The sequence below is a fragment of the Saccharothrix espanaensis DSM 44229 genome (assembly GCF_000328705.1).
In the GTDB taxonomy this organism is placed as follows: Bacteria; Actinomycetota; Actinomycetes; order Mycobacteriales; family Pseudonocardiaceae; genus Actinosynnema; species Actinosynnema espanaense.
Genome location: NC_019673.1, coordinates 6,851,727 through 6,864,903, shown reverse-complemented (window position 1 = coordinate 6,864,903; position 13,177 = coordinate 6,851,727). Strand labels below are relative to the sequence as shown.

The window sequence follows — 13,177 nt, the reverse complement described above, 5'->3', positions numbered from 1 at the left end:
CCCGGCGGTCAGCGATCGCCGGGCCGGACCAGTCCCGCCTCGTACGCCGTCACCACGGCCTGCACCCGGTTCCGGACGTGCAGCTTCGCCAGGATGTTGCCGACGTGCGTCTTCACCGTCCCCTCGGCGACCGAGAGCAGGGCGGCGATCTCGGCGTTGGGCCGGCCCCGGGCCATGGCCACCAGCACCTCGCGCTCCCGCCCGGTCAACGCGGCGACGGCCTGGACGGCGGCCGGGTCGAGCGCGGGGGCCAGGTGGTCCAGCAGCCGCCGGGTGGTGGACGCGGCGATCACCGCGTCCCCCGCGTGGACCGCCCGCAGGGCGCGCAGCAGGTCCTCCGCCGGGGCGTCCTTGAGCAGGAAACCGGCGGCACCGGCCCGGATCGCGGCCAGCGCGTGCTCGTCGAGGTCGTAGGTGGTCAGCACGACGACCTTCGGCGGGCCCGGCAGCGCCACCACCCGCCGGGTCGCCTCGATCCCGTCCAGGACGGGCATCCGCACGTCCATCAGCACCACGTCGGGCCGCAACCGCCGGGCCTCCCGCACCCCGGCCAGGCCGTCGGCGGCCTCGCCGACCACGGTCAGGTCGGGCTGCGAGTCGACCACCATCCGCAGCCCGGTCCGCACCAGCTCCTGGTCCTCGACCAGCAGCACCCGGACCCCGGTCACGGCGACGCCGCCGGGATCCGCGCGCACAGCGCCGTGCCGCCCGCCGGCCGTGCCGCCAACGTCACCGAACCCCCGTACGCCGCAACACGTTCCCGCATCCCCACCAACCCGAAGCCGCCGCCGCGCGTGCCGGGGCCGCGCCCGTCGTCGGCCACGTCGACCAGCACCTGCCCCGCCTCCCACCGCACCGACACCTCTGCCCGCGCCCCGGGCCCGGCGTGCTTCACCACGTTCGTCAACCCCTCCTGCACGATCCGGTACACCGCGAGCCCCAACCCGGACGGCACCGGGGAATCGTCACCGCGCAACGACAACCGGACGTCCACGCCACTCGCGCGGACCCGGTGCACCAACCTGGGAACGTCCTCGAAGCCGGGCTGCGGCAGCACGTCGACCGGTCCTTCCCGCAACACCCCGAGCACCCGCCGGGTCTCGCCCAACGCCTGCCTTGCGTGCTCCCCGATCGCCGTCAACGCCCCGACCCCCGCATCGGCGGCGTACCGCCCGCCGTCGGCCTGCGCGATCACCGCCGACAGCGAGTGGGCCACGATGTCGTGCATCTCCCGCGCGATCCGCGCCCGCTCGGCCAGCACCGCGAGCCGATCCCGTTGCTCCCGCTCGACTTCGAGCAGCCGCGCCCGCTCGGCCAGCGCGACCACCTGCTCGTGCCGGACCCGGTGCAGACCGCCGATCGCCCACGCGGCGAGCACGGTGCTGCCGAGGAACCCGGCCACGAGCACGTGCGCGGCCGTCGGAACCGGCAACTGCGGCCAACTGATCCCGCCCAGCCCGGCACCGATCAGCCCGACCGCCAACGCCGACCGGCCCCACCACGGTGACGCGTAGGCCGTGACGGCGTGGACCACCACCGGAACCGCCAGGTCGGCGGGCAACGCGCCGATGCCGTCCCGCACGGTCGACCACTGGACGAACGCGGCGGCGAAGACGAACCCCGCGCACCACACGGGCGCGGTCCGGCGCAACGCCAAGGGCACGGTGAGCAAGAGGGACAACAGGAAGTACGCGCCGTCCGCGCCGACCAGGATCCCCAAGCCGGTGCACCCGGCCGCGAGGAGAGCGGCGGCGACGCGGTCCACCCACACCACGTTGCCGCGCATCCACGAGTACACCAACGCGCCCGACACGCCGTCACTATAGGTTCGCCACCGGCGCGCAAGCCTCGGTCCACGGGCGGACATCCCGCCGTCCGGCCTACCCCCGCAGGACTACGCGGTGCCCTCGGACAGTTCGGCGATGATCCGCTCGCACAGCTCGTGGGTGGCCAGCGCGTCCCCGGCGTCCAACCGCCGGCCGGACCGGACCGCGTCGAGGAAGTGCTCGCACATCGCCTCGAAACCACGCCGCCGACCGGTGGACGCCCAGTCGTCGGTCCGTTGCGGGACACCGTTCTCGACCACTCGCGTGAGGTTCACGACCTCGCGCCGGGAGTTCGCGCCGGCCGTCTGGAGGACCTCGTCGGCCGTGCCGCCGAGCCGGTTCATCACGGCCGTCCCGGTGAACCCGGGCCCGTCGAGGTCCAGCACGACGTGGTGCAGCCGACCGTCCACAACAGACCCGCGCACCCGGACGTCGTCGGCCGTCGCGGGCGCCAGCATCCGGAGGGTGTCGACCAGGTGGATGAAGTCGTCCAGCACGACGGTCCGCACGTCCCCGGCGTCGTCCCGCCGGTCCTTCTGGAGCAGCACCAGGTCCCGGGGGTGCTCCAACGCCGCGACGTAGGCCGGCGCGAAGCGGCGGTTGAAACCGACCGCCAGGCAACGGCCCCGTTCCCGCGCCAGCGCCACCAGTTCCCGGCTCTCTGCGAGCGAGTACGACAACGGCTTGTCCACGAACACGTCGACGCCCGCGTCCAGCAGCCGGGTCACGATCCCGTGGTGCCGCTCGGTGGGCGCGTGCACGAATGCCGCCCGCACACCCGCCTCGATCAGCCCGTCCAGCGTCGTGTGCCGGTCGGGCACGCGGTAGGCGTCACCGATCCGGTCCACGGTGTCGCGGCTGCGCGTCATGAGGTGCGGGACCAGTCCGGGCAGGGCGCACAACACCGGCAGGTACGCCTTGCGGGCGATGTCGCCGAGCCCGATCACGCCGACCGGGACGGGGGACGGGCTCATGGTCCGGGCCTCCAAGGGATCCCGGCGATCCTAGGCCGCCTGGGTCGACCCGGCGACGATCCGGTCCACCTGGGCGGACCGGGCGCGGGGCGTGCGGGCCTTCATCAGCCGCAGGAGCAGCCCGTAGCGGCTGGTCCGGTCCAGGGCCTCGAACCGCTCACGCGCGGCCGGGTCGCGCTCCAGCGCCTCGGCCAGGTCGGCCGGCACGGTGGCGGTGGCCTGCGACTCGTACGCGGCGGCCCACCGACCGTGGGCCTGGGCGGCCCGGATGGCGGCCCACCCCGCGTCCCGCATCCGCCCGGCGGCGATCAGCGCCTCCGCCTTGGCCACGTTGACCCGGGACCACGAGCTGCCGGCCCGCCTCGGCGAGTAGCGCTGGAGGTAGTACTCGTCGTCCAGCCCGCGCCGGTGGCCGTCGATCCAGCCGTGGCACAGCGCGCCGTCGAGCGCCTCGGTGATGGTGACCGAGGTCCGCCCGGAGTTCTTCTTGGCGATCTTGAGCCACACGCCGGCCGACTCGCCGTGGTGGGCGGTCAGCCAGTGGTCCCACTGGGCGGCGTCGGCGAAGTCGAGGGGTTCCACGCTGTCCTCCGGTGTCTCGGGTGACACCATCGTGCGCCGGGAAAGTGCTCACCTGCCGAGCACTTTCCCGGCGGGCCCGTGCGGCTCAGGCCGTGGCGACCCACCGCTCGACGACGTCGGTCAGCGTGCCCAGCGGCACCGCGCCGTTGGAGAGCACATGGTGGTGGAAGTCGCGCGGGTCGAACCGGTCGCCGAGCGCCTGTTCGGCCTTCGCCCGCAGGCCCTCGATGTGCAGCCGCCCCAGCAGGTAGGCGGGCGCCTGGCCGGGCCACGCGATGTACCGGTCGATCTCGTTGCGCACGTTGGACGCGGTCGCGGCGGTGTTGTCGCGCAGGAACGCCAGCGCCCGGTCCCGCGACCACCCGAAGTGGTGCATCCCGGTGTCCACCACGAGCCGGCACGCCCGCCACGCGTCGAACGACAGCATCCCCATCCGGGTCAGGTCGTCGGTGTACAGGCCCATCTCGTCGGCCAGCCGCTCGGTGTAGAGGCCCCAGCCCTCGGCGTGCGCGGTCACGTAGACGAACCGCCGGAAGTCCGGGACGTCCTTGAGCGACTGCGCCAGCGCGATCTGCAGGTGGTGCCCGGGGACGCTCTCGTGGAACGCCAGGGCCTCGTACTCGAACCGGGGCCGCGTCCACGGCTCGTGCGTGTTCACCACGTGCGCGCCGGGTCGCGAGCCGTCGTCGGCGGGCGGCCGGTAGTAGCCCAGCACCGAGCCCTCGGCCTCCGCCGGGTGCATCGCCTCGACCACGCACGGCGCGATCTCGTAGTGCCGGAACCAGCGGGGCAGCGCGCTCTGCGCCCGTTCCAGCGCGGCGACCGCGCACGCCACGATCTCGTCGGCGGTGTCGAAGCGCAGCTCCTCGTCGTCGCGCAGCCGGCGCAGCACCTCCGGCACGGTGGACGTGCCGAACAGCCGCGACCCGAGCGCCGAGACCTCGTCGTGCACCTCGGCCAGCCGGGTCAGCCCGATCTGGTGGATCTCCTCGGGCGTGAGTTCCGTGGTGGTGTGCGCCTCCAGCGCCGCCGCGTACGCCTCCTCGCCGCCGGGCACGAAGCACACGCCGACGTGCTCGTCATCGCGCGCCACGGGCAGCAGCGCGTCGGTGAAGGTGGCCGCCAGCCGGGCGAGCGCGGGCCGCACGGTCCGCTGCACCACCTCGGCGACCCGGGTCGCGTCGTCGCCCTGCGCCGGGCGCAGGAATGGGTCGTCTGACAGATCCGAGGCCAGGTAGCCGCGCAACTGCTCCGCGGCCTGCCGCACGCCCGACGCCGTCGGGTGCCGCCCGTCCGCGCCCGCTTCCCGGTACCGCTGCCCGGCGGCGTCGAAGTACCCGCCGAGGCCCTCCAGCCGGCGCAGGTAGTCCGCGGTGTCCTCCGGGGTCGCCAACCGGACCACCGGGACCGTGCCGAACACCAGGTTCTGCACGCCGACCAGGCTCGCGGAGACCGCGATCTCGGCCGTGCCGACGCCGAACCCGCTCGCCAGCTCGGCCCGCTCGGTGCGCAGCAGCCGGTCCAGCATCGCGTGCGTCACGACGTCCTGGCCGGTCAGCCCGGCCGCGTCGACGCCGTCCAGCCTGCGCCGGAACCCGTCGAGCCGGTCCAGCCGCCGCCGGTCGGCGTCCCGGCTCGGATCCGGCACGTCGCCGTCGTGCCCCGCGACGCCCCACGCGGTGGCGGCGAACGGGTCGGTCTCGGTGCCGTCCTGGAAGTAGTCCGCCGCCAGGTCTGCGAGCCGGTCGTCGGTCACGGTGCCCCCTCGGGAGAACGGTTGTCGTGTTCGGCAGGGTAGTGGCCGACCCTCACGGTGAGCCGGCGTCACAAGGAGGGTCCGCCTCCACCGCCGTCCGCGCGAGCGCGAACCGCGCCGCCCGCGCCAGCCACCCCGGCAGCGCCAGCGGGAGGAACAGCGCGAGCGCGGCCGTGCCGGTGCCGCAGGGCACCTCCCCGGTGCACCGCTGGGCGGTCAGCGGGACGAGCGCGAACACGAAGCAGAAGATCAGCAGCCGGCGTTTTCGACGATTCCGCTTCACCAGGACTCCCTTCCGGCGTCAGGAGTCCGATCGTGGCGTCGGCCGAACGGAGCACACCTCGCCCGTGCCGGGTGACGGACGGTGGCGGCCCGTGCGGCGCGGGTGAAGCCGCGGCGGTGCCGGCTCTGCCAGCATGGGCCCCGACGCGGAGGAGGTCCGTCGTGACCGAGGACGATCTGCGCCCGGTCGACCTCGACGTGTACCGGGCGCTGGTGGACCGGCCGGGCACCGCCGCCGACCTCGGCGACCGGCTGGGCCTGCGCCCGCCGAGGGTGGGCGCGGTGCTGCGCCGGCTGCTCGGCCTGGAACTGGTCACCCGGCTGCCCGGCCGACCGAGCCGGTTCGCCGCGGTCACGCCGGAGGTGGCGTTCGGCGGGTTGCTGGTGCGCAAGCAGAAGGAGCTGGAGAAGGTGCGCCTGCTGCGCGCCGAGTTCCAGGAGCGGCACCTGCGCGCGGTGCGCGGCACCGACCCGGCGGCGCTGCTGGAGGTCGTGCGCGGCAGCGACGAGATCTCCCGGCGCGCGGGCCAGGTGATGCGCTCGGCCCGGCGGGAGGTGCGGTTCGTGGACAAGCCGCCGTACGCGCAGCCGCCGACCGTGCTGCACCCGGTGGAGCGCGAACTGCTCGACCGCGGCGTCCGGTTCCGCGGCGTCTACGACCGGGCGGCGCTGGAACTGCACTCGCTCGACGACGACCTGGAAGCCGGGCTGGCGCTGGGGGAGGAGGCGCGGGTGGTGCCGGACGCGCCGCTGAAGATGATCCTGGTGGACGCCCACCTGGGCCTGATCCCGCTCGACTCGGCCGCGCCCGAGCTGGGCACCGCGCTGGTGGTCCGGCCGTGCACGCTGCTCGACGCGCTGGGCGCGCTGTTCGAAAGCCTGTGGCGGCAGGCACTCCCGCTCGCCGTGCACAACCACGGCTCGGTGTCCACCCAGGACGCCCGGCTGCTGGCGCTGCTCACCACCGGGATGCCCGACCGCAGCATCGCCAAGCAGCTCGGGCTGAGCTACCGCACGTTCCAGCGCCGGCTGAGCGACCTCATGGCGGCGCTGGGCGCGCAGACCCGGTTCCAAGCCGGGCTGCGGGCGGCGGCCAAGGGGTGGGTGCAGCTCGCCCCACCCGACTGAACCCCCGCCCTTCGGCTCACGGGCTCCGGTACGCCTCCTGGATGGTCTGCTGCACCGTGTTGCCCCGGCTGTCCCGCGCCTCGGTGCGCAGCCACACCTCACCGGACACCGCCGGCGCGTCCACGGTCCACACGCCCTGCGCGGTGGGTTTGGCAGCCAGGTCGGTCCACGTCCTACCGTCGGTCGACCACGCCATCCGCAGCCACACCACCGGTCCCGCGCCACGCGCCCCGGTGTGCGAGGCCGCTGACACCTGAAAGGCGTTGCCCACCAACGTGTTCGTCACGTCCAGCGGCAGGCGGTAGTCGAGCTGGATCAGCGGCTGGAACGAGCAGCGGTCGCTGTCCTGGCAGGCGTACCCGGTCGGCGGCGGTTGCGCGGACGGCGCGGAGGTGAACCCCCACGACGTCTCGGTGCGCCGCGCGTGCCCGAACAGCGGGGTGCTCGGCGCGCCGATGAAACCCGGACCCGCCATCACGTCCACCACGTCCAGCCGGTAGTCGGAAGGGCTGGGGGACAACGGGAACCGCGGGAACAACGCGTACGGGTCGTCCACCGCCCGGATCTCCTCGCCACCCCGGAACAGCCGCGCGGTGCTGGTGGCGAAGTACTTCGAGTTCTCGTGCGGGCTGACGAACGCGCCACCGTCGACCCACTGGAGCGCCGGGGTGAACAGGTCGCCCTCCCGGCAGTTCGCGCACAGCACCCGCCACCGGCCGCCCTGGTCGGCCCGGCGTCCCGGGTGGTCCGCTGCCGGCTCGACGGCCGCGGCGTGCAGCGGGGCGCGGAACCACTGCTCGTCCGGCCGCTGCCGCTCGCCCGACCGGTACACCGAGAACCGGGTCAGCGACAGCGCCGACCGGGTCGCCGACGAGGTCGCCACCCGCTTCCACACCACCTTGTCGTCGGCCGGACCGGTGTACTCGGTCCAGGTGCCCGGGAACGGCACCCGCACGCCCTGGGCGAACTGGGTCTTCCACAGCCCGTCCGGGAACGCGTACCACGTCTTCTGCCCGGTGACGCCCGGCTGGTCGCTGGGTGGTCGACGGGACGAGCACGAACGCGGCGCAGGAGACGACAACCCACGATTCCGCTCCACCCTTGACTCCTCTCGGCCGTGGGGGTCCGCCCGGCTGCCGCCGCTTCTCGCGCACAAGCCGTAGATGTGCGTTGCGGGAGGGAGAACCGTGGGATGGGGTGACGTTGCTCGACAGGGTCGTCTGCCCCGGACCGACGCCTGCTGATCACGAATCGGAGCGGCGGCATGCTGGACGACGACTGGCGAGAGCATTACAGGTTGAGCGACCTCTTCGTGCGCACGCGCGAACTCCGCCACCTGGATGCCGCGATCGAGATCCTCGAGGACTGGAGCGAGACGGTCGAACAGGACGCGGAGGCGTGGCTCGCCACTTCGTTCTTCGGGGCTCTGGCGAGCGCGATGTTCAAGCGGTTCCAGGTGACGAACGCCCGTGAGGACCTGTCGCGGGCCACCGCGACCGCGCGCAGGGCGTTGAAGTTCGACGAGGGCGAGTTGGTCATGCGGATCAGCGTCCGGGCGGTGTACGCCAACGCGCTGGCCATCGACGCCCAGGAGCGCAACGACCTCGCGACGATCGACAAGGCGTTGACGGTCACCAGGCAAGCCCAGGACCTCGTCGACCCGGACATGCGGCACGCCGAAGGGCTGTGGGTCTCGGCCGAGGTCGTCGCCGTCCCCTTGCTGGTGGCCAGGTACCACCTCACCGACGACCGGCAGGTGCTCGCCGACGCGGTCCGGCGGGGCCGGGCCCTCCTCACCAGGTCCGCTCCGGTGTTCGACGAAACGGACCGCGCGAGCGTGGTCGCGGCGATGGCGATCGCCCTCAACGTGAAGGCGGAGGTCGAGGGCGACATCGCCCTGGCCGACGAAGCGGTGGCCTTCGCGGCGCGCGCCGCCGCCCTGCCCGGTTCGCGGCCGGGAGACGTGCTCGACCGCCGCAGCGTCCACGGGCAGGCCCTCCTCGTCCGCTTCCGGCTGGCCGGCGACCCGGATGACGTCGACCGGGCCGTCCACATCGCCAGGTCGGCCTGTCCCGCCGACCCGACGCAGGCCACGACGACTCCCGAGCTGATGCGGGTCAACTCCCTCGCCATCGCCGTCTACACCCGCTACACCGAGCAGCACGCGATAACGGACCTGCGGCACGCCATGGAGCTGTTCATGTTCGTTTCCGAGCACCCCGCGGCCACCGGAACGGACCGGTACCTCGCCCTGAACAACCTCGGGGTGACGATGAGGACCCGGTACGAGACCTCGGCGGACGAATCGCACCTGGACATCGCCATCGACAGCCTGGCCCGGGCCGTCGACGGCGGCGGGACCGAGGACACCGGGACCGACCACCGCTCCTTCGCGCACCGCCGGTGGGTGCTGGGGATGTGGGCGGGACTGCTCCGCCGCCGGTTCGAGCGATCCGGTGATCCCGACGACCTGGTGGCCGCCGAGGCCGCGGTGCGGGAAGCCCTCAGGCAGACCGTGGTTCGCCGGGAGCGGGACCAACTGGGCACGGCGCTCGGCCACGTGCTGGCCTGCCGTGCGGCGTCGGCCTCGCCGAAGGAAGCGCGGGCACTGCGCGGCGAGGTCGTCGAGTTGATGCGGGCCGGTGCCGCCGTCGACCGGAGCGAGAGCCCCGGCCTGTACGCGGCCGCCAGGTTGAACGTCGCCATCGCGCTGCGCGAACACTTCGAAGTGGGCGCTCCCGGCGCCGCGCTCGCCGAGTCGATCTCCATCGCGCGGGAGATCGCCGAGTCACCGCGGTCTTCGCCCCGGTTGCGCTTGGACGCCGCGGACACCTGGGCTCGGGCGGCGTGGCTCGTCGACACGCACGACGGTCTCGTGGACGCCTGCACCGCCGCCATCGACGCGCTGCCCGACCTCGTGCGGCCGGGTCTCGAGCGGTACGGCCAGGAGGAGTTGTTGTGGCGGTACCGGAACCTTGGCATGGAAGGCGCGGCGGCGGCCCTGGCGGTGGGCGACCCGGAGACCGCCCTCCTCCTCCTGGAACGAGGCAGGGCGATCCTCTGGACGCAGACGTTGCGGGCCGACTCGGAGTTCGCCCGGCTCGAACGGGAACACCCGAAGCTCGCCACCCGGCTGACGGCTCTCGACGGCGCACTGCACCGGTTGGAGAGCTTGGAGGACCTCAGCGTGAAGGGCCGGGCGACCGAGTCACGGCTGGCACTGGTCGAGCAGCGCCGCCGGGTGCTCGCCGAGATCCACCGCGTGGAGGGTTTCGCCGACTACCTGAGCATGCCCGGAAGTCTCGCGCTCGACCAACTGCCCGAGGACTGCACCGTCCTGGTCCCCTTCGGCTGCCGGTACGGCTGCGCCGCGTTGATCGTCGACCGGTCCGGCGTTCGTTCCGTCGACCTGCCGATCACGGCGGCCCGGGTCGGCTTGGCCTTCGCCGTGCTGTTCGGCGCGGCCGAGACGATCCTCCGGGTGCCGTCCCGCGCCGAGGTGAAGGAAGCCCACCGGGCCGTCGTCGACCTGCTCGCCGCCCTGTACGACGAGGTGGCGGGGCCGGCCCTGGACGCCGCGGGGATCGGCGAACCCGCCCTGGACGAGCCCTTGCCCCGGGTCTGGTGGAGCCCTGCCGGGCTCTTGTCCTTCCTGCCGCTGCACGCGGCCGGCGTGCACGACGACGCGCTCCCGCGGGCGGTGCTGGACCGGGCGGTGTCGTCGTACACGCCGACGGTCCGCGACCTCCTGGGCGAACCTCCCCGGCCGGTGGAAGGACGAACCGCCGTCGTGTGCCCGCCGCGGATCGGAGACCTCGACCTGCTGTCAGGTGCCCGTGACGAGGCCGAGGGCGTCCTGGAGTTGGTTCCCGACGCGGTGCGCCTGTTCGACGAGGACGCCACGGCGGATCGGGTGCTCGCCGTGCTCCCAACCGCCTCCTGGGTGCACCTCGCCTGTCACGGGATGCAGGACCCGTCCAACCCGGCCGAGGCGGGCTTCGTGCTGGCGGACCGGACGCTGCTGCTGTCGGAGTTGAGCCGGCGGGTGCCCCTGCCCGGTGCGGTAGCGGTGCTCGCCGCGTGCGACACCGCGCGCGGGGGGACGTTGGTGGCGGACGAAGCGGTGACGTTGGTGGCGGCGGCGCGGTTCGCCGGGTTCACCCACGTGATCGGTTCGCTCTACACGGCCGACGACACCGCGACCCGCGAAGTCATGCGCACGCTCTACCTGGCGGCGCGCGAATCGCCCGACGGGTCCGTCGACATCGCGCGGACCCTGCACGAGGCGGTGCGGACAGCGCGTGCCGAGAGCGGTGCCCGTCGGCCGTACTTCTGGGCAGGCCTCATCCATTCGGGACGGTGACACCGCTGCCCAGCCACACCCAGGCGCGGTCCCGGAACGCCTTCACCTCGACCACCTGCTCGACGAACGCGGCGCGGTCGAGGTCGGGGGTGTCGTCCGCGACCACGAGGCCGTGCAGCACATCGGATATCACCACGGCCAGGTCGGCCTCGTCGTTGGCGACGACGACCGCGCGCAGCGCAGGGCTGTCGATCAAGCGCGTCAACACGATGGCCGACCGGTCGGTGAAGCCCATCGCCCCGGTTTCCACCAGGCCGATCGTGACGGACATGCGCAGCCGGAGGCGGTCGGTGTAGAGGGTGTTGTTCCCGCGCAACCGATCCCGCCAGGCGTTCAGCAGACCGCGGAAGGTCCACCGGACGTCCAGGTCCGGGGGCAGGAAGGCGAGCACCCCGTCGCCCGTTCCCTGGAGGTGGACGCGGTCACGCGGGACGACGAGGTCCGCCAGCACGTCCGTGACGAGGTCGTCCACCCTCCGCTGGGTCAGTTCCCGCAGTCTCGCGGGCCGGTCGCTGTAGCCGACCACGTCGACCACGAACCCCAGGCTGGGGCGCGGACCGAGCCCGCCGGCCGCCGGTCGAAAATCTTCGAGGTTGGCCTGTGGGCGGGAGCGCCGCGCCAGCCGCCGGGCGTTGGCCAACGTCGTGACCGCTTCCTCCAAGGCCAAGAGGAACCGCTCGGTGTCCACGACGTCGCCGCGCGGCGACGGGCCCGGGGTGCCTTGCAGGTCTGCCAGCGCGAAGCGCACCGCCGCCGCCATGTCCCGGGCCTTGGCCTCGGAGAAGCCCAGAGCGCGCTCCACGTCGGCCACCCTCGTCGCGGCGGCGGTGTCGTGCGGATCGTGGCGCAGGGTCGTGGCCGCGGTGTCGGCGGAGGCGCGCAGGGCGTCGAGGCGACCGCGGAAGGCTTGCCACACCCGGAGGTTGTGCACCACGGTGCTGCACTGCAACAGGTACACCCCGAGCGGCGGCAGCCCGGGGTCTCCGAGCCCCCAGGTCCACCAGCTCAGCAGTTCCTCGTCCTCGGCGAGGACGACCAGGTCGCGCGTCACCCGGATGCCCGGGCCGCGCGTCACCACGACGATCCCGCTCTGCCGCGCGGCCGAGTCCAGCGGTGCGCGGGGCCAGGTCAGCGGCAGCCGGTGCGCGACCGCCGCGGCCACTTCCCCGATCGGCAGGGTCGCGCTCCCCGGCGCGGTTCCGATAAACACCCGCGCCTCGGTCGTGACCTGGTCGAGGTCGGACCTGACCGACTCCCACTCGGCGAGCTGGGCCGCCCAACCACCGGCACCGACCGGGATCAGCAACGAGATGTTGAGGGCCTTGCCCAGTCGGCGGAACAACGCCTGCCTGCCCCGGCCGTCGGTCCGCGCCGCCAGGACGGTGCCCGGTGCCCGGTCCTCGGCGGACGGGAACAGCGGCAGTCCTGTGCCCGCGATGGTGCGGTCCAAGCCCAGGACGTCCGCCAGCCGTGCCCACAGTCGGGAGAGCTGCTCCGCGCCACCGGACTCCTCCGGCGCGTAGAGGTGGACCACCAGCTCTTGTTCACCGGGGGCGTCCACCGGCGTCACCGCCGCTCGGCCGCTCATCCTCCTCGTTCGTCATCCGGTCCACCATCGTGGCGTGCAGCGTGGCCACGTTGTCCGGGAACGGGATCTCCCCCTGGTCGACCTGCCGCGCCGCGCGACCGGCCCTGGACTCCAGGTCGACGAGCGCCTCCTGGAAGTCCGCCTCGTCGTCGGCCTCCCACGCGGCGAGCAGGTCCCCCATGGTCTCGGCGACGAAGGACCACCGTTCGGCGGGGAGTCGCAGCTCGGGCATGTCCGCCAGCACGTCACGGACCCGGTTGATCAGGAATCTGCTCACATGCCGGGTGCTCACGGAACGAGGATATCTGCGCTCCGGCCACGTGATCCGCACTATTCGGGCCTCGGTGGCGGAATGCTCGCGGGCCGCACGCATCCGCGCTGCCGCGATTCCGTCCCACCGCGAATCCGTTCGTCGGCCGGCTCACGGTCGCGCTGTGAGCCGAACGGAGTACCGATCCGCCCGGGTGTGCCGTGGTGACCGGACGCTTCGCACGCCCGAGAGTCGGCCGGGCCGTTCGGTCACGAGCTTCGTGATCGGTGCACGGTTCCGGCCTGGTCCCGGGCGTCCTCCGGCCCGGTGCGGGTGAATTAGTGCCGTACCCCTACGGATCAGGACCCTGATTGTTCCCGGACCGGTGCGGCCCGACAGTGAACCTCGCCGCTCCACCCCTGCTGGTG

The 13,177-nt window shown here is 73.3% G+C and carries 11 protein-coding genes; 2 read left to right on the top strand and 9 right to left on the bottom strand.

Annotated features, from left to right (window positions below; genetic code table 11):
- Positions 1–8 precede the first annotated feature (8 nt).
- From BN6_RS29580 to BN6_RS29555, 6 genes are all read right to left on the bottom strand, one after another.
- On the bottom strand, positions 9–668 hold the full coding sequence (locus BN6_RS29580) for a response regulator (RefSeq protein ID WP_015103509.1): 660 nt from the start codon (positions 666–668) through the stop codon (positions 9–11).
- Positions 665–1,813: a sensor histidine kinase gene (locus BN6_RS29575; RefSeq protein ID WP_148303079.1), complete on the bottom strand. Its 1,149-nt coding sequence runs from the start codon at positions 1,811–1,813 to the stop codon at positions 665–667. Before BN6_RS29575 ends, BN6_RS29580 begins: the two co-directional genes overlap by 4 nt.
- 81 nt (positions 1,814–1,894) lie before the next feature.
- Positions 1,895–2,800, bottom strand: a complete 906-nt coding sequence (locus tag BN6_RS29570; RefSeq protein ID WP_015103507.1) for a Gfo/Idh/MocA family protein — start codon at positions 2,798–2,800, stop codon at positions 1,895–1,897.
- 30 nt (positions 2,801–2,830) lie between these two features.
- Entirely contained in the window at positions 2,831–3,382 is a 552-nt protein-coding gene (locus tag BN6_RS29565; RefSeq protein ID WP_197540210.1) for a YdeI/OmpD-associated family protein, read from the bottom strand.
- Between the two features lie 85 nt (positions 3,383–3,467).
- Positions 3,468–5,138: a DUF885 domain-containing protein gene (locus BN6_RS29560; protein WP_051075788.1), complete on the bottom strand. Its 1,671-nt coding sequence runs from the start codon at positions 5,136–5,138 to the stop codon at positions 3,468–3,470.
- A gap of 52 nt (positions 5,139–5,190) precedes the next feature.
- Positions 5,191–5,421 carry a hypothetical protein gene (locus tag BN6_RS29555; RefSeq protein WP_015103504.1) on the bottom strand — a complete coding sequence of 77 codons (231 nt, stop codon included), beginning with the start codon at positions 5,419–5,421 and terminating at the stop codon, positions 5,191–5,193.
- Between the two features lie 161 nt (positions 5,422–5,582).
- On the opposite strand from BN6_RS29555, the gene BN6_RS29550 reads away from it, so the two are divergent.
- Complete coding sequence (locus tag BN6_RS29550) at positions 5,583–6,548, top strand: helix-turn-helix domain-containing protein (RefSeq protein WP_041314494.1); 966 nt, start codon at positions 5,583–5,585, stop codon at positions 6,546–6,548.
- A 16-nt stretch (positions 6,549–6,564) separates the two neighbouring features.
- On the opposite strand, the gene BN6_RS29545 is transcribed toward BN6_RS29550, so the two are convergent.
- Complete coding sequence (locus tag BN6_RS29545) at positions 6,565–7,647, bottom strand: hypothetical protein (protein WP_148303078.1); 1,083 nt, start codon at positions 7,645–7,647, stop codon at positions 6,565–6,567.
- A gap of 198 nt (positions 7,648–7,845) precedes the next feature.
- On the opposite strand from BN6_RS29545, the gene BN6_RS29540 reads away from it, so the two are divergent.
- Positions 7,846–10,911, top strand: coding sequence for a CHAT domain-containing protein (locus BN6_RS29540; protein ID WP_148303077.1), 3,066 nt, complete (start codon positions 7,846–7,848; stop codon positions 10,909–10,911).
- Here BN6_RS29540 and BN6_RS42595 read toward each other — a convergent pair.
- Positions 10,892–12,499, bottom strand: coding sequence for a CATRA conflict system CASPASE/TPR repeat-associated protein (locus BN6_RS42595; RefSeq protein ID WP_148303076.1), 1,608 nt, complete (start codon positions 12,497–12,499; stop codon positions 10,892–10,894). The genes BN6_RS29540 and BN6_RS42595 overlap by 20 nt on opposite strands.
- On the bottom strand, positions 12,456–12,791 hold the full coding sequence (locus BN6_RS29530; RefSeq protein WP_148303075.1) for a CATRA system-associated protein: 336 nt from the start codon (positions 12,789–12,791) through the stop codon (positions 12,456–12,458). Before BN6_RS29530 ends, BN6_RS42595 begins: the two co-directional genes overlap by 44 nt.
- Between the last annotated feature and the right edge of the window lie 386 nt (positions 12,792–13,177).